The organism is Acetivibrio saccincola (assembly GCF_002844395.1).
GTDB classification, from domain to species: Bacteria; Bacillota; Clostridia; order Acetivibrionales; family Acetivibrionaceae; genus Herbivorax; species Herbivorax saccincola.
In genome coordinates this window covers 1,608,120-1,625,730 of record NZ_CP025197.1, presented here as the reverse complement: position 1 = coordinate 1,625,730, position 17,611 = coordinate 1,608,120, and the positions used below count along the sequence as shown (strand labels likewise).

Sequence of the window (17,611 nt, the reverse complement as noted above, 5' to 3'; positions counted from 1 at the left end):
ACTAAACTTATCTTCTTAAATATCTTGATGATTTTATCAGTAGCATATGAAATAATAATATACTTATGACAAGCCATATTATTGCCCACACCAAAGCCGGCAGCGGAGTTATTTCGCTTAATTTTACAAGATAAGCCGGCGGGGCACTTCTCCAGCTATTTATTATATTAAATTTTTCATTAATGGTAAACAGGATGGTATCAACAAATGTATCATAAATAATATATGCTATAGCTGATATGCCTGCTATATCAATTATCCACTCTTCCAGTGAACTTTTCTTAACCATGTACAGAATGATAACAATACTGACAAAAAAGATTATATACACCCAGGTAAATTGAAGTGCCGGGTTGATAACAGAAATAAACATATATACAATTGCTATAATCCCGAGTAAATACTTTTTAGCACCGGTTTTTTTAAGACCGGTTATTATTACAAAAAACAATGCACTGCTTATATATCCTCCATTTAAGACAAAAAAGGAAGAAAACCAGCCCGGGACATTTAATATAGTAACCCCTAAGTTTTCAAATGCGGCTGAAAATGCTTCCTTGCCATATCCAAAAAGAAAGGCTATAAAAGAGTATCCTATTTTATGGATAAATATGGATAATATCCTTATAGGTCTTAGTATAAACTGATTCCATAATATAATTATAGCAGTAAGTATAAATATATATCTCCATAAATGTTTCATATTAAAACCTCAAAATATAGACTTTAAAATATTAACATGTCTATTATATACTATATAGCTAAAAGTGGCAACAAATCAGAAGATTTTAAAATCACTTTTTTATTTTCCAAACACCTTCTTCATCTTTTTCTGCACCCATTACCTCAAGAGCCTCAAAAACTGAATCAGCCAAGGCATGGGCTGCTTTTTGCCTAAACTCTTCCTGTTTTAATAATTCCCTGTCCTGAGCATTGGAAAGATATGCAATTTCAGCTATAACCGCAGGCATCTTGGTTTTTCTAAGCACAACTAAATTAGGTCTTTCTATTATGCCATTGTCAATGGTACTTAGTGTACTCACTAAATTCCTCTGTACAATGGCAGCAAGCTTTTTCCCGTCCATATTATCATATACCGGGTTTTGTGAAGGACAATAAAGAGTCTCCGTCCCCTTGTAGTTTGGATTATCAGGCATTGAATTGTTGTGGACACTTATAAATAAAGTAGCATCCAAATCATTTGCCATAAAAGCCCTTTCTTCAAGTCCTACATCCTTGTCTTCGGTCCTGGTATATACTACCTTTATCCCTGCTTCCTCCACTATAGAACCCATCCTGAGGGATATATCCAAATTTAAATCTTTTTCAAGTATATTTCCATAATATGTGCCAAAATCTTCCCCACCATGCCCCGAGTCAATTACAACAATAACTTCCCTTTCTACAGGTCCTTTTTCTGTTTCTTCCTTAGATTCACTGTTCCCATGATTTTTTTCTGCTAAGCTGTTTTTGTCTTTATTTTCTTGAAATGCATTGCTTTTACTTTCGATAGTGTCTTTATTGCTTCTAAATGCACTTCCAAGTACAAAACCCAAAGTAAATACAAGTATAAAAATTATAGTTTTTTTGGCACCGGATAATTTTAAATACCGGGCATGTAGTCTGTTTAAAAATATCTTAAGATCCATAATAGCCCCCTGTTAATAAAATAAAATACATAAAACAAACTATTTCTCATATACTTATTATCAAATAATTCTGGCCTTTTGTCCATATTCTATTTCTTTCAGGATAGCGTCAATTTATTGTAGGAAAAAGAAAAGTAGATGGCATCCCATTTTTTATACAACTATTTCAAATAACGGTCTCTTAGTAACGAGAGTATTTTGCATAATTTGCATGCTGAGCTAATTATTTTCTTTTATAACTCCTCTAACTTATTCTCTATTATACCATATAACTCTTTCTTCCTATAAAGAATCCATTTTACTCAATGATTGTCACAAATCAGTACATTTTGTTATCTATGTTCCTTCACATTTTAACGCTACTTTTAAAAGAAAAAAGTATTTCTATTGTACCATTTTCCATTTTGTCAAGGCTAAAACAAGCGGGCAAAGCCCGGCCTTGACAAGTAGTAGGGCTTCGCGGGTCATGGTACTAAAGTTTTGCTTTTTTCTTTTCTTTTTCTTTTTTTATGTTTTTTCTTTTTCTTTGTCTTTTTTTAGATATGTATAATTCCTATTGGATAGGCTTACTTGTAAACTTTCCCGTAATTTTTGCTTTATTATTACCTCATCCCTATCCGCATATACCTATAATACGCCTTAATTCTTTATATAAACCAGTTTTACACCCCTTATGAATAACAGTTAAATTACTATTCCATACACTCTCATACCTGTTTGATGACTTCTTTAATTCCTTAATTAATTTTTCCTGAATTTCTTGCCTACTAGCTGCTAACTTTTTTTGTTTTTGTGCCATAACTATGTCATATACCTTACCGCCATTCTTCTTGTATATTATCAGCTTTGACATCTTTTCTACACCTTTTCTCGACCAGCCTTTAGGTCTTGAACTTAAACGGGATGAAAATACATGACTCACATGACCTTCAGCACTACAACCCACTATTCCTCTGTTTGACCTTATTTCTATACCATCCCAATTATTTAAAATATATCGCTTTGCATTTTTTATAGCCTTTATTTTACTTTCATTATCGCCTGTCTTTTCGATTATCTTTTTAAAAACCTTTGTTAGCTTTTTTTTATCAGATAAATTCAATGCGTCCTGTAAATCTTGGCTTATTGCTTCATCATTTAAATGTGTGGTTGCAACTCTTACGTATTTTTGAAGATGGTATCTATCAAGTACAAATTTACTTTTTGAAAGCCAGTTAACTCCTTGCCTTATCCATGACGCCCCATCTCCTAATATATACACCGTCTCTAAAAAATCAACGTCATATTGTTTATATATGTATTCCGATACTTCAAGCCACAAATTTTCTGAATTATTATACACACCCCCAAAATATCGAACATTCTTTAATACTTTTCTCTTCTTATTACTTTTTTCAAAGTCAATTCCCTCATGCACATATACAAGTTTTGGCATAATTGTATTTCTCTTGCCCTTCTCATTCTGTCTCAATATACTTTTTTGTTGTAATGCTACATGATCCTCGTCTGCCTCAACATACAATATTTTTACTTTTCTCTTTTTATCTACTTTTATTTCAGGCTCAACTATTTCAATATTATGTATTTTATTCATCACAGCTTGTTTGCTGATTTCATCAATATATGTCGCCTTTTCTCCTGCCTTTCTGTAGCTGCTGTCAGCTGCTTCTTCTATTGCATTAATTACAACATCGGCACTTACTCTGTCATGTGGTTCTACACCTACAATCCTGTCGACCAGGTGTTGTCTATTACCATTTTCCTTATGCTTAAAATATGTCCTGTTATAACTTAGTGTTCCAAATGTCGTTAAAATAGATGTTTTATCTTTTCTTATAATTTCCCAATACTGTTTCCTTATTTCACAGTTACGTAAATATTCATCCATATCTTCAAGCACTTCTTTAAGTATATCGCGTCCAAGTTTAAATAAATCTTCTTTCAGACCAAGAATAAGATCAGCTAAGTCTTTTCCTTCTTCAATAAAATTTTTTATCTTTTTTTCAATTCTTTTTGCCCCAAATTCATTAAAATGTTGTATACTATTATACATAGAAGATGTCATCCTTTCTGTTAGATTTTTTTTGTATTAATATCTTAACAGGATGTCATCTTCTTTTCAATTTTATATGGTATTTTATGTCTCATTCCCTACAATAACTTTACGCTAACTTCTTTCAGAATTTTTTATTTTTTCTATTTAGTCGGTTCATTTGTTTTAATGTCAGTCCCCCCATTTGTTTTAGAGTTAGCCCACCTATTTATTTTAGTGTCAGCCCGCCTATTTGTTTTAGAGTCAGTCCACCTATTTGTTTTAGAGTCAGTCCACCTATTTGTTTTAGAGTCAGTCCACCTATTTGTTTTAGAGTCAGTCCACCTATTTGTTTTAGAGTCAGTCCACCTATTTGTTTTAGAGTCAGTCCACCTATTTGTTTTAGAGTCAGTCCACCTATTTGTTTTAGAGTCAGTCCACCTATTTTTTTAGAGTTAGTACGCCCTTTGTCTTAGATTTCCCCGGCTGGCTTTTTAATTAAAAACATTTACTGCAGGTACCTGTTTACATCATTTAAAGTTATGCCCTGATGAAGTGCAATATTTAATCCGTTTGCTATTACTTTTGCAATTCTGTCAACAACATCGTCAATTTCTTTAGGTGTTACAATAAGGTTTCCCACATAGGGCTGTAAGACTTCCTGTATCAACTGGTACTTTTCCCCTCTGTCTATATTCTTTAACATATTATAAAAATCCTTTTCTTCTTTAGCTTCATTTATAAGGCTGTCTATTACTTTATCAATTGTGTCATTGGCCATTGTTGCCGCATCAACAACGGTAGGAACTCCCACCGCTATAACAGGCACTCCTAAAGTCTCTTTAGAAAGCGCCATCCGTTTGTTACCCACTCCTGACCCTGGGGAAATACCTGTATCTGCTATCTGAATGGTGGTATTAACACGTTCCATACGCCTTGAAGCAAGTGCATCAATTGCTATAACCACATCAGGCTTTATCTTATCTACTATCCCCCTTATAATTTCACCTGTCTCAATACCTGTAATTCCCAATACTCCCGGTGCAATTGCACATACAGGTCTTACACCTTCATCAACTTCTTTAGGGACATATTCCAAAAGATGCCTTGTAACCATAAGTTGTGATAATGTTTTTGGACCTAAAGCATCAGGGGTAACATTCCAATTTCCCAGTCCAACCACCAATACTGTGGATTTTTCATCTAAATTTAATATTCTTTCAAATTCCTTTGCCAAGGCTTTACATGTATTTTCATATAAGGTCTGGTCATTTTCTTTTAGCCTCGGAACTTCCAGTGTAATATAATTGCCCATTGGCTTGCCTATCGCTTTTTCCCCTTCAGGGGATACAACCTTAACCCTTGTTATCCTTATTTCTTCGTCCCCGCTGGTTTCCACTTCCACCCCCGGCGGGTCCCTTCTTTCACTAAATTCATTTTCCTTTATCAGCTCATGTGCCTCTAAAACCAAATCAGTTCTTACATCCCTGCTCAAAAAAAACTCTCCTTCCTTAAATAACTTGTAAATTCCCAATATTTGTCTGTAAGCTATAAATTTTTTTATAAAAAAAGTGCTATAATCAACTATTATTTTTCCATATAATCTAGAAAAAATACCTTGTTTAAATCAACTAAAGAAAAATAAACAAATTCCCTTGCAATTTAATTCTATTCATGATAAAATACATTTTGTTAATTAACTCGCAGGAGGTGAAAGGGATGCCAAATGTAAGATCAGCCATGAAAAGAGTGCGTTCAACAAAACGTAAAACACTTAGAAACAATATTAGAAGATCAGTTTTAAAAACAACATTGAAAAAATCCAGGGAAGCTATCGCTAATAAAGATTCAAATGCTCAAGAGGCTTTCAGGAACGCTGTAAAAGTTATAGACAGGTCAGTGGCTAAAAACATACTTCATAAAAACACTGCTGCGAGAATGAAGTCTAAGCTTGCAAAGGCTTTAAATGCCTCTAAATAAGAAAAAAGACGTACATAAGTACGTTTTTTTTTTATCTTTTTTATCTTAATTTACTCTGCCAGTTTATAGATGAGGATTTCTGCTGCAATCCTGTCATTTATCCTGCCTGTCTTTATTGCTAAATCAAGCTCCATTGCCTCTTTTATGACATCTTTAATCTTTTCAACAGAAAAATTTTTAGCCTGGTTATATACTTTGCTCCCCACATAAGGTGTTATATTCAGCTTAGCACATGCTTCATTTTTGCCCAAACCTTCATTACACAAAACCTTCATCTGGAGTATAAGCCTTAACTGCCTTGCAATTAACAAAAGTATTTTAGGTAAAGGCTCTTTTAATATTATCATGTCATTTAAAAGTTTTAAAGCTACACTTATTCTTTTTTCAGCAACTGCATCCACCAAATCAAATACCCTGCTTTTAACTGACTTTGTACAAACTTTATTTATATCGTCTATTTCAACCTTTTCCCTTTCTCCCAGAAAAGATACCAGCTTTTCAATTTCATTTAATATTTCAGTCATCCCCGGTTCACTTATACTGACTAAATAAGAGGCAGCATTTACATCAATTATCTTTTTATATGATTTAAATGTTTTTATAACCCATTTAACAAGTTCTGGCTGCTTTAAATACTGAAATTCAACTAAAAGACCGTTATTTTTAATACCTTTAACAATTTTAAGCCTTTTGTCAATGGTATCTTCATAAAATACCAGACAAATATATTTGGGTATGTTTTCTACATACTTTATAAATTCTTCTTCATTTTTTTTAGATTTTGCACTGCCTTTACTGTTAAACCTATCTGAATTTTTTACCACAACAAGCTTTCTCTCTGAAAAAAAAGGCATGGTTTCACAGGCTTCAATGATTTTTTCATCCTCTACTTTTCCATCTAATACTATTTTATTGAGACTTTTGAAATTATCATCTAAGATAGTTTCTTCAATTTTGTCTATATAATATTTTTTTAAATATTCCTCTTCCCCATAAAAAACATAAATATTTTTTAAACTGTTATTTTTTAAATCCTCTTTTAGTATTTTAATACTCATATAAAAAACATACCTGCCTTTATTTTTATTGTCTTTACAAGTATTATTGCCTGTAATTTGATATTTTTGATTTTTTACCCTTTGATTTTACTATAACAGCGCCGTCCATGTCAGTCCTCAAAACAAGGACGCCTTCTTTTTCTAAAAGCTCTAAAACCTCATTTGAAGGATGTCCGAAATTATTCCTTCCTACACTTATAACAGCAACTGATGGATTTACCCTTTGTAAAAATTCCAATGTTGTGGAAGTTGCAGCACCGTGGTGGGCAACCTTTAATATATCTGCACCAATCGGCGCTTCATCATCTAAAAGCATCATCTCTGCTTCTTTTTCAATATCCCCTGTAAATAATATGCTAACATCTTCATAATACAATTTTAACACTAAGGAGTTATTATTTAAAGGCGATTCATAAATATAAAAACCACCTTTAGGATGCAAAACCTCAAAATAAGTTTTTTTATCCAGATAAATTATATCACCTTTTTTGCACCTTTCAACATTGATGCCTACTTCCCCCGCTACCCTTAAAAGTTCTTCAAGCCCATCTAACACCGGCACATCAGGAATTATAAAGTTTGAAACTTTAAAGCTTTCAAGAACCGGTTTTAAACCTTGGGCATGGTCAGCATGTCCATGGGTTACAGCAACAACATCTATTTTTGTAATACCATAGTCCAGAAGAAATGGTATAACTATGTCGTCCCCTGTATTGGAATCATCGTCCCTGTTTATATAGCCTCCCCCGTCAATTAACATGGTTTTCCCCTCCTGGGTTCTTATAAATGCACAATCCCCCTGCCCCACATCCAAAAAAACAACTTCCAAACCTTTTGGAATAAATAATTTTATTAAAACTATAAAAAGTAAACTTACCCAAATTATAATATTTTGCTTTGGTAGCAGCTTTACTTTGTGCTTTGGTTTGTACCAGAAAAAATATAGTATAAAAATATAGTAAATCACTACAAACAATATAGAAGGAGTTATAACCCTTACAGCTGCAAAGGGAAGATCGGAAGTTTTATCAGAAACAAAAAGCACAAAACTAAGAAGAGTGTTATTGCAAAGCCCGGTCAATTGGGATAATAATATATGTATCTGACCCAAAACAGCCATAACAAGACCTAAAATTGTGATAATGCCAATTACAGGTGCAACCAGTACATTAGAAACAACCCCCACCAAAGATATTTCATTAAAATAAAATGCAGTGACAGGCAGCACCCCTAATTGGGCAGACAGGGTAAGGGAAGCAACATCAGTAAGGTATTGTGGAAGCATTCTCATACTTAGAAGTTCTTTTAAATTTTTATAAAACAATATTATTGAAATTGTGGAAATAAAAGATAATTGAAACCCCACATTAAAAAGAAGGGCAGGATTAAATAAAAGAATTAAAAAAGCAGAAAATGAAATGCTGTTTATTACATCAGGTTCCCTTTTTATTATCTCCCCTGCCAAAACCATTGAAGCCATAATAACAGCACGCAAGACAGAAGGACCAAATCCTGTTATCAGTGCATACCCCCACAAAGCCAATATTGTTATTATATTTGCAAAAGGTCTTTTTACCCCCAGCTTTCTAAAAAACACTATAAATCCCAAGAGAATATACCCTACATGCATTCCTGAAACCACAATAACATGTGCCAGCCCTGCACCTCTGAACATTTTTTCTATATTTTCCCCCAAGCCGCTTTTATAGCCTAATAAAATTGCATTTAGAAGTGAGGCCTGGGAAGGCGGCAGGCTTTTATTTATAACCTCCATTATCCTGTCCCTTAAAGCCAGCCCGTATTTAACTGCAAAATTCCCCTTATACCCATCTTTAACCTTTATATTTTCCCCTTTGGCAAATACCACCGCTGATATTTTAGACTGAATTAAATAATTTCTATAGTCAAATGCACCGGGATTTGTTTTTCCTTTTGGAATGTTTAGACGGCCATATATTTTTACTTCCTTTCCATACGGAATAAAATCAGTATCATTTAATGTAGAAAGCCTTATCCTGCCATTGATTTTTCTTATATCACCTTTTAAAATTATTTCTTCTGTACTTATTACATAGTAAACCCTGTTTTCTTTAATTTCAGGATCAGAAATAACATAACCTTTTATGGTTACATATTCCTGGTCAAATTCAATATATTTATTAATGTTGCTGTTATAGCCGTATAGAAAATTAAACCCGCCTATAAAATAAAATAAGGCTGTTCCAACTATAATAAAATTTTCTCTTTTTTCATTTGCAAATATAGCAAATAAAATTAATAAAATTGTAAGGGATGAAAAAAATATGAAAAGATATGATTTTGTAAGATATGATATCGTTATGCCAAATATAAGTGCCAAGGAAAAAAGAGTAAGAGGTCTTTTCATAAACACCTCACACTAAATGTTTAATTTTGAATTAAAACCCAATTTTAGTTCTATATTAAAGCCTTAATATTGAAATTTATATATTCAGGTGAGGAAAATCCTGATTTTTCCCCACCTGAAAGCTTTACTATTTTTTAAAAAACATTTCTGGCAGTCATATACGTTCTTTGATAAAACCCAGTGGTTAAGTCACTTATTATAACGCGTCTTGCACTGCTTCCGGAAGATGCATGGATAAACATCCCGTCACCTATATAAATTCCAACATGGTTTATATAGCTGCTGGTACCCCTGGTATCAAAAAACACCAAATCCCCGGGAACAAGGTTTTCCTTTGCCACCCATGTACCCTGCTTTGCCTGGTCTGCAGCCACCCTGTTTAAACTAATGCCGTGATTTTTAAATACATACCATACAAGACCGGAACAGTCAAACCCGCTTGGGCTGCTTCCACCATATACATATGGTACTCCTAAATACTTTTTAGCTTCTTCTATTATTTGAGTCCTGAGTTTTAGAATATCCTTTTCCCCTTGATTTGAAGAAGAATTCCCTTCCCTGGTTGCAATATTTTGCTGGTAGGTTTGCTGATGCGAAGGAACGGAAACATAAGAACTGTATACCCAGCCTTTTGTACCTGAAGATGTGATGATATTGTACCAGCCATTATCCTGTCCTATTATTGTTACCGTTTCATTTCTGTCTAAAACATCTATTTTGTTAAAACCTGTTCCCGCACCTGCCCTTACATTTAATGCAGAAGCGGTAACCACCCCTGTTTGTTTTTCAGTCCCGGCTGTGTTTCCTGTATTTTCAGTGTTCCCTTTTGCTGCACTTTCTGTGTTCTCTTCAGCTACAACTACTTCAGATTCTCTTTTTTCTAAAACTGCCTTTGCAATCATATTGCTATATGCTGCTTTATATAATTCCTTAAAATTTGTTGGTAAGCCAATTGAGTTTTTATTTAAAAATTTAATCAAATTGTCGTCAGGTTGTTCTTTTTTAAAGACATTTGCAGTGGTAATCACTTGTGATTCTTTGGTTTGATTCTGAGCGTGTGACAGGGTTGTCCACGTAGACATCAGACAGACGAGAGAGGTTACGTACAAAAACACACTTTTAAACTTTAACATCAATAAAGCCTCCTAATCCTTTGTACTTAAGGCTTACAAAAACACATGCCCAAGCTTAGGGGATATGTCCTTGTAAGGCTCTTTTGCACAACTTTCTAAAGCTCCCAATTAAAATTCATTATAACCCTATGATTTTTCTTTGTCAAATACATTTTCTCTATATAATAATTATCGGTACTTTCCATATACTATTAAAGCCTTTGTCTTTCCTAATTAATTTGTATTTAATTAATTTGTATTTTAAATTTATCTTTTCAAATTAAATCTTAATAACCTAAAATTTTTTTCTTTTAAATTAAAATACTTCTTTATATTTTCAACCTCTTCAAAGCCTTGTTTTTTCCAAAAAGCATAAGCCCCGCTATTTCCTTTATGGACGGTAAGATATATGCTTTTTGCTTTATTTTTTTTTATAAAATAATCCTTCAATAACCCTACCGCCTTTTTTCCATAGCCTTTTTTCTGAAATCCGGTTTTAATTATAAAAACCTTTATCCACACAATTTTTTTCTCTTCAATAAAGTTGCCTTTTATAACACCCACCATTTCATTTGAAATATTATATAAACTTATAAAAAACTCCTCCGGGGATGACAGCACTTTATAATACTCCTTCAAAATATCCTGAAAGGATACAGGATTTTCAACTCCTGTGGCAAAACCATATTCCTTTATATTGTTGTACCACTTATATATTTCAGTAAGCTCATTTAATTGTACATTTTTAAAATAAATATCGTTATTATTTACATTTAAAGAATACATCCGACACCCCTTATAACACTATAACCAAAAATAAGATATATTTCTTTTTAATTTTGGTCATTATAACAATTAACAATTACCCGTCAGTATAATATACTATAATCATACTAATAACTTTTTACGTACTTTTTCCTCTATACATTTATAATATCCGCTGCAGCAATAACTGCAGTTTTTTGTTGGAAAGGGGTTTCCCCCCTTCACCCCTTTATTTATTTTCTTTCTAAATTATACTTACTTCTTCACTTTTTAAAACTTTGTTGGTATTTTTTACAGCACACATTTTACCGCACATAGTACAGGTATCTTTATCCTCGGGAATTGAACTTTCCCTGTACTTTCTGGCCTTTTCACCGTCAATGGCAAGCTTAAACATACCCTCCCAGTCTAACTTTTGTCTAGCTTCACTCATTTTATAGTCCCATTCCCTTGCACCTTTAACCCCTTTTGCAATGTCTGCTGCATGGGCTGCTATTTTTGCAGCAATTATTCCTTCTTTCATATCATTAATATCAGGAAGTCTCAAATGTTCAGCAGGCGTAACATAACACAAGAAGTCTGCACCGTTTGCTGCGGCAACCGCCCCGCCTATAGCACTTGTTATATGGTCATACCCTGGGGCTATATCGGTAACAATAGGACCTAAAACGTAGAAGGGCGCCCCATGACACAGCCTCTTTTCTAATACCACATTAGCTGCAATTTCATTTATAGCCATATGCCCCGGTCCTTCTATCATCACCTGGACATTTTTCTCCCACGCCCTTTTGGTAAGTTCACCTAAAACAATAAGTTCTGCCACCTGGGAAGGGTCTGTAGCATCATTTATACTTCCCGGCCTTAATGCATCACCAAGGCTTATTGTAACATCGTATTCTGCCAAGATATCCAGTAATTCGTCATAGTACTGGTAAAAAGGGTTTTCATTGCCTGTAAGCTCCATCCATGCAAAAATTAATGAACCTCCTCTTGAAACAATATTGGTAAGTCTTTTGTTTTGTTTAAACTTTTTAGCAGTTTCCTTGTTTATGCCTGCATGTATCGTCATAAAGTCTACCCCGTCTTGGGCATGTTTTCTTACAACGTCCAAAAATTCCTTTGATGTTATCTCCTTTAAATCTTTATCGTAAAAACCCACTGCATCATAAACAGGAACTGTACCAATCATAGAAGGTATTGTTTCCACAAGCTTTCTTCGGAATTCCCGGGTCTTTCCGTAAGAGCTAAGGTCCATAATTGCTTCAGCTTTTAAACTCACAGCCTTTTTAGCCTTTTCCAGCTCCATTTCAAAATTACAGCAATCTTTTGAAATACCTAAATTTACATTTATTTTAGTCCTAAGTCCTTCCCCTATACCTTCAGGGTCAAGGGATTTATGGTTTTTATTTGCAGGTATTATTACCCTTCCCTTTTCCACAAGACTTCTGATTTCTTCAGGCGTTTTTCCTTCTTTTTTTGCAACAATTTCCATTTCCTTGGTTATAATACCTTTCTTCGCTGCATCCATTTGTGTTGTATACATTTTACATTTCCCCCTCTAAAATTTTTTTATTAACTCTCCTGACTATTCCTTCAATATCTTCCGCCTCTGTAATTTCTGTCACCATAGAGACACATTTAGCTCCTTTGGATAACACCTCATGTAAATTGTGTTCTTTTATACCCCCTATTGCCACATATGGAATGTTAATATTTCCAATGACATATTCTAAGTACTCCAGTCCAACAGGGTCGCATACATCCTTTTTTGTATAGGTTCTATATATAGGTCCCACACCTATGTAGTCCACATCTTTTTTAAGTGCATCCTGTGCCTGCTTTGGGGAATGGGTTGAAAGACCTATAATCATATCCTCCCCCACAAGCTCCCTTACCTTCTCAATGGGGTAATCATCCTGACCTAAATGCACCCCGTCTGCATTAACCATCATTGCCAAATCCACATGGTCATTTACTATAAAAGTTACTCCAGCTTCCTGTGTAAGTTTTCTTATCTTTACACATTCTTCATACATATCAATAAAGTTTTTGTCTTTTTCCCTGTATTGAAGAATTTTGGCTCCTCCCTTTATCATCTTCTCTACCACTTCTATATTGCTCCTGCCCTTTGAAAACTCATGGGCGGTTATACAGTAAAGCCCTTTTAGAGTAATACGCCTTCTTTTTTGCGGGGGGATTTTTTTAAAGAAGATTTTTTCCAACTCATATGTATCAAACCTAAAATTTTCATAAATCTTTGAAAGCCTGTATTTATCAATTACCTTTAAATTTTCTTCCACAGTCCTTAAAGCTTCCTGCAGCCTTTTAAAATTAGCTACCGCAAGTTCTCTTATGGAAGCTTTGTTGTCAATTTCAAGTTCTTTAGATACCCATGCACCCACATCCCCTAAAGAATCCCTGGCATTTAAAAGCGACGGCAAAAAAACCATAACCTCTTTTCTTATGCCATGCCTTATTTCTTTTAGCTTCTTGCTTAAATCCTTATCCTCTAAATAAAACCTCGCCAAATCTTCTAAAACCCTTACACCTTCTGACGCCCTGTTTATATTTGCATCAATTATCCTGTAAAACTTGTCCATGTATAACACCTCACTTTCTTTTAAAATCCACATTCACCTAAAAAACCTGCTTTATTTAAAAGTCTCTTTTATTTAAAAGCCGCTTTACAAAAAAAGCTTTACGTAAAAATCTAGACATTTAAAAATCCTCTCTAAAGACTTTTAGTGACTTTTTTTAGATCCCACTTTAATTGCCTCCTAAAAAATAATCCAAAATCACATCCGCCTGTTTTGCGGCGGCAATATTTACCTTAGGGGACATAGGAGGCAAATTTTTACCTGCTTCGTTAACAAAATCACCTATTATATAGAACTTGTCCCGGACTTTTCTTACCATTATGTCATCGCTGTTTCCCCACCCTGCAAGGCCTGAAACACAAACTAAAAGTTTATCCGACGCCAAATAATTTTCCACAATCATTTTTTTATATTTAACTTTGTCAAAGGCTTCCACCACCACATGGCAGTCAGAAAACATGTCCCTTACATTTTCTTGGGTGATTTTTTCTAATATTCCTTCAATTTTAACATCCGGGTTAATTCTCTTTAAATTTTCCTTCAAAGCCTCCACCTTTGGTATATTTACCTGGTCTAAAAAGAAAAATTGCCTGTTGAGGTTTGAAGGTTCAACTACGTCAAAATCCACTATTTTAAATTTTTTAAACCCGCATCTTACAAGGTTAAAAGCACAGTTAGAGCCTAACCCCCCTGCCCCTGCCAATCCTATTTTTATTTTTTGGATTTTTTTAAGCTGTTCTTTTTTAATATAATTTAAAAGCCCCGTTTCAAAAACATTTTGCATAAGCACTCACCATTTTTTACTGTTTTTACAGCCCTTTGATATTTTCACTTAACACTTAAATATTTTATTGAGTTTAATACTTTAATGTTTAATACTTTAATATTTTTATTGTGTTTAATATTTTAGTTTTGTTATTGCGCTTTAATTTAAATAAAATCTCCCTTTCCCTTATATTGCATGCCAATCTTTAAATACAGGCTGGTAGCCCTTTTTATAAATTGTTATTTTCATCTCTTCAACACTTCTTGGGTCTGATATGTCAAACTGACCATCACTCTCTTCTCCTAGGGTATGTCCTCCCACTTTTGTTGAAGAACCTGCAGACATTTTTGTAACACCAAGTCCTATAAGATTGTCCCTAAACTCCGCCCTCTCCCTGGTGGATATGGTAATGCCCACCCTTGGCATATAAAGCCTTAAAGCCAGCATTATCTGAACTATATTTTTATCCTCCACTCTATATACAGATTGAAAACTTCCCGCATGGGGTCTCATTCTGGGAAGGGAAACAGATATTTCAGTGTCTAAATATTTATTTTGAAGGTAACTGGCGTGAAGACCTGTAAAAAAGCTTTCACTCCTCCAGTTCTCCAAACCTAAAAGAGCTCCTATATTTACACTTCTCATTGATGCCCTGCACGCCCTTTCAGGAGTATCAAGCCTGAATCTGTAATCTTTCTTAGGACCTCTTATGTGAATTTTGTCGTAAGTTTTTTCATTATATACTTCCTGATACACCGTAAGCCCGTCAACCCCGGCTACAACCAGCTCTCTGTACTCCTCTTCCGTCAAAGGATAAATTTCAATTGTTATGGAAGAAAAGTACTTTTTCAATATTTTTACACAATCCTTTATATAGCTTAAAGGTGTTTTCTTCCTTGACTCCCCTGTAAGGATTAAAATATGCTTTAAGCCTGTCTCTGCTATTGCTTCTGCTTCCCTCTCCACCTCATCCAATTCAAGTTTTTTTCTTACAATTTTGTTTGTCACATTAAAACCACAGTAAGCACACTGGTTGACACAGTAATTAGCCAGGTACATGGGTGTATATAAAAATATAACTTTCCCAAAATGCTGCAGGGTAAGCCTGTTTGCTTTTTGAGCCATTTCTTCTAAATGCTTTTCCGCCCTTTCTGATAAAAGGGTCAAAAAATCATATTCATCAAGTTTTTCCTTGTTAATTGCCCTTAATATATGTTCATCAGTTAATTTTTCAAAAAAATTTTCAAAATTAAAGTCCCTGTATTTTATGTACTCATTATAAAAACTCATTTTAACCCTTCTTTCAGCATGGTTTCTTTTGTCTTTTCAGCCCTACGCCAAAAATCCTGTAAGAGGTGATGAAGCCTCTGCATACTCCCTAACTGCACCGGTACCTGAAAGATATGCCATTCTTCCGGCTTCAACAGCTTTTGCAAAGGCCCGTGCCATTTTGGCAGGATCTTCCGCCGTTGCTATGGCGGTATTTACAAGAACGGCATCCGCACCAAGCTCCATAGCCTCACAAGCATGAGAAGGCTTTCCAATTCCTGCATCAACTATAACAGGCACATCAATTTCATTAATTAATATTTTTATAAGTTCTTTTGTTTTAAGTCCCTTATTTGTGCCTATGGGTGCACCTAAGGGCATCACCGATGCAGCCCCTGCTTCCACAAGCCTTTTTGCTGCCATTAAATCAGGGCTCATATAGGGCATTACAATAAATCCTTCCCTGGCTAAAATTTCAGTTGCTTTAATTGTTTCATGGTTATCCGGCAAAAGATACTTATTGTCTGAAATAACCTCAATTTTTATAAAATTGCCGCACCCGGCAGCCCTTGCAATTCTTGCAATTCTTACAGCCTCCTCTGCATTTCTCGCCCCTGAAGTATTGGGCATTATAATGCAGTCTTTTGGAATGTAATTTAATATGTTTTCCTCATCTGAATCAAAATCAATTCTCCTTAGCGCCACAGTAATAACCTGGGCATTTGAACCCATTATTACATCAGGAATCAGTTTGTTTGATGAAAACTTTCCTGTCCCCACAAAAAGCCTGCTTTTGATTTCCACTCCTCCAATAACCAATCTGTCACTAACTAATCTTTCACCCATAATTTATCCGCCCCCTACAAATCTTAAAACTTCCAGGTTATCATTTTCTTTTAAAATGGTTTTCTCCCACTCCTCCTGTCTTAAAACCTGATAATTGTGCTCAACAACTATTCTCTCAGGCTCAAGACCTTTTTCATCTATAAGTTCCTTTAATGTCATTCCTTCTTTTATTTCTGTCTTTTTGCCATTTAGCGATATAAACAATTTAACACCCCCTTATTTTACATATATTACATACTTTATGTCTTTAGGTATCAAAAAAAGCTTGCCTTTGAGGCAAGCTAATTATCTATGAAAAAAACACTTTTTCAAAGCTTCCCTACGCCGGCATTATCCGTGTCAGGTTCAAAGGGTTAAGAGTTTTTCACTCTTTCTCAGCCAGTGTGGCACCCCCAGCTTAAAAAATATTCAATTTTCAGAGTCTATTATATATTATAAATCTACACTTGTAAAGACATTTGTCAAGATTAGCCTTCCATATCCAAACACTTTTTAATTTCATCCCACAATTCATCCCTTCCCTGTCTTGTCTCTGAGGAATAGGGAATTAATTTATTAGAAGCATCAAGATTTAGCTCTTTAGCTATATCAGCCAATCTTGGCTTTATTTTAGAACGGGGTACTTTGTCCTTCTTAGTTGCAACCACTAAGTATGGAAGCTCCATACTTAAAATCCAGTCATGCATTAATTTGTCATGGGAAGTTGGAGAATGTCTTATATCAACAAGCATAACTATTAATTTTAGCTGCTCCCTTTTTACTAAATAAGTTTCAATAAATTTTGCCCAGGAAGCCTGTACCCCTTTTGACACTTTTGCATACCCGTACCCGGGAAGGTCCACAAAATACAGTTTATTATCTATATTGTAAAAATTTATCACCTGCGTTTTTCCAGGTGTAGCTGCAACTTTTGCCAAATTTTTCCTGTTTAAAAGAGAATTAATCAAAGAGGATTTACCTACATTAGACCTTCCCACAAAGGTCACTTCAGGCAAATCACTAACAGGATACTGGGAAGGCTTAACCGCCGATACTTCGAATTTTGCATTATTTATATTTAAACTCATTACATTCTACCTCTTTTGTATAATATTTATCTTCAAAAAATATTATACCATTAAACTTACAAATTTAAAGGTTACACATTTAAA

At 34.4% G+C, this 17,611-nt stretch carries 16 protein-coding genes and 1 riboswitch; of the genes, 1 reads left to right on the top strand and 15 read right to left on the bottom strand.

Annotation, left to right across the window (positions count from 1 at the left end):
- Positions 1-7: 7 nt before the first annotated feature.
- The 4 genes from HVS_RS07210 to gpr all read right to left on the bottom strand — a co-directional run bounded on the left by HVS_RS07210 (position 8) and on the right by gpr (position 5,176).
- Positions 8-703, bottom strand: coding sequence for a M50 family metallopeptidase (locus HVS_RS07210; RefSeq protein WP_101300685.1), 696 nt, complete (start codon positions 701-703; stop codon positions 8-10).
- Positions 704-794: 91 nt separating this feature from the next.
- Positions 795-1,649: an N-acetylmuramoyl-L-alanine amidase family protein gene (locus tag HVS_RS07205; RefSeq protein ID WP_101300683.1), complete on the bottom strand. Its 855-nt coding sequence runs from the start codon at positions 1,647-1,649 to the stop codon at positions 795-797.
- 613 nt (positions 1,650-2,262) lie between these two features.
- Entirely contained in the window at positions 2,263-3,702 is a 1,440-nt protein-coding gene (locus tag HVS_RS07200) for an ISLre2 family transposase (protein WP_242971560.1), read from the bottom strand.
- A gap of 487 nt (positions 3,703-4,189) precedes the next feature.
- A complete protein-coding gene (gene gpr / locus HVS_RS07195) occupies positions 4,190-5,176 on the bottom strand; it encodes a GPR endopeptidase (RefSeq protein WP_101300680.1) in 987 nt (328 codons plus the stop codon).
- 224 nt (positions 5,177-5,400) lie between these two features.
- Between gpr and rpsT the strand changes: the two genes are divergently transcribed.
- A complete protein-coding gene (rpsT, locus tag HVS_RS07190) occupies positions 5,401-5,661 on the top strand; it encodes a 30S ribosomal protein S20 (protein WP_101300678.1) in 261 nt (86 codons plus the stop codon).
- A gap of 50 nt (positions 5,662-5,711) precedes the next feature.
- Here the strand turns inward: rpsT and holA are convergent, their stop codons facing one another.
- From holA to yihA, 11 genes are all read right to left on the bottom strand, one after another.
- On the bottom strand, positions 5,712-6,719 hold the full coding sequence (gene holA, locus HVS_RS07185; RefSeq protein ID WP_101300676.1) for a DNA polymerase III subunit delta: 1,008 nt from the start codon (positions 6,717-6,719) through the stop codon (positions 5,712-5,714).
- 43 nt (positions 6,720-6,762) lie between these two features.
- A complete protein-coding gene (locus tag HVS_RS07180) occupies positions 6,763-9,105 on the bottom strand; it encodes a DNA internalization-related competence protein ComEC/Rec2 (protein WP_101300674.1) in 2,343 nt (780 codons plus the stop codon).
- Between the two features lie 134 nt (positions 9,106-9,239).
- Positions 9,240-10,238, bottom strand: coding sequence for a C40 family peptidase (locus HVS_RS16765; protein ID WP_101300672.1), 999 nt, complete (start codon positions 10,236-10,238; stop codon positions 9,240-9,242).
- Between the two features lie 246 nt (positions 10,239-10,484).
- Positions 10,485-11,003 carry a GNAT family N-acetyltransferase gene (locus HVS_RS07170; protein ID WP_101300670.1) on the bottom strand — a complete coding sequence of 173 codons (519 nt, stop codon included), beginning with the start codon at positions 11,001-11,003 and terminating at the stop codon, positions 10,485-10,487.
- A gap of 223 nt (positions 11,004-11,226) precedes the next feature.
- Positions 11,227-12,525: a phosphomethylpyrimidine synthase ThiC gene (gene thiC, locus HVS_RS07165; RefSeq protein ID WP_101300668.1), complete on the bottom strand. Its 1,299-nt coding sequence runs from the start codon at positions 12,523-12,525 to the stop codon at positions 11,227-11,229.
- Position 12,526: 1 nt separating this feature from the next.
- A complete protein-coding gene (locus HVS_RS07160; protein WP_423230875.1) occupies positions 12,527-13,615 on the bottom strand; it encodes a thiamine phosphate synthase in 1,089 nt (362 codons plus the stop codon).
- Positions 13,616-13,748: 133 nt separating this feature from the next.
- A complete protein-coding gene (gene thiF / locus HVS_RS07155; protein ID WP_101300666.1) occupies positions 13,749-14,363 on the bottom strand; it encodes a sulfur carrier protein ThiS adenylyltransferase ThiF in 615 nt (204 codons plus the stop codon).
- Between the two features lie 168 nt (positions 14,364-14,531).
- Positions 14,532-15,635, bottom strand: a complete 1,104-nt coding sequence (gene thiH, locus HVS_RS07150; RefSeq protein ID WP_101300663.1) for a 2-iminoacetate synthase ThiH — start codon at positions 15,633-15,635, stop codon at positions 14,532-14,534.
- A 42-nt stretch (positions 15,636-15,677) separates the two neighbouring features.
- Positions 15,678-16,460: a thiazole synthase gene (locus tag HVS_RS07145; protein ID WP_101300661.1), complete on the bottom strand. Its 783-nt coding sequence runs from the start codon at positions 16,458-16,460 to the stop codon at positions 15,678-15,680.
- Between the two features lie 3 nt (positions 16,461-16,463).
- Complete coding sequence (thiS, locus tag HVS_RS07140) at positions 16,464-16,664, bottom strand: sulfur carrier protein ThiS (RefSeq protein ID WP_101300659.1); 201 nt, start codon at positions 16,662-16,664, stop codon at positions 16,464-16,466.
- Between the two features lie 95 nt (positions 16,665-16,759).
- Positions 16,760-16,864, bottom strand: a riboswitch (TPP riboswitch).
- A gap of 63 nt (positions 16,865-16,927) precedes the next feature.
- The gene (gene yihA, locus HVS_RS07135) at positions 16,928-17,527 is read right to left on the bottom strand and encodes a ribosome biogenesis GTP-binding protein YihA/YsxC (RefSeq protein WP_101300656.1); all 600 of its coding nucleotides are present in this window, start codon (positions 17,525-17,527) and stop codon (positions 16,928-16,930) included.
- Positions 17,528-17,611 lie beyond the last annotated feature (84 nt).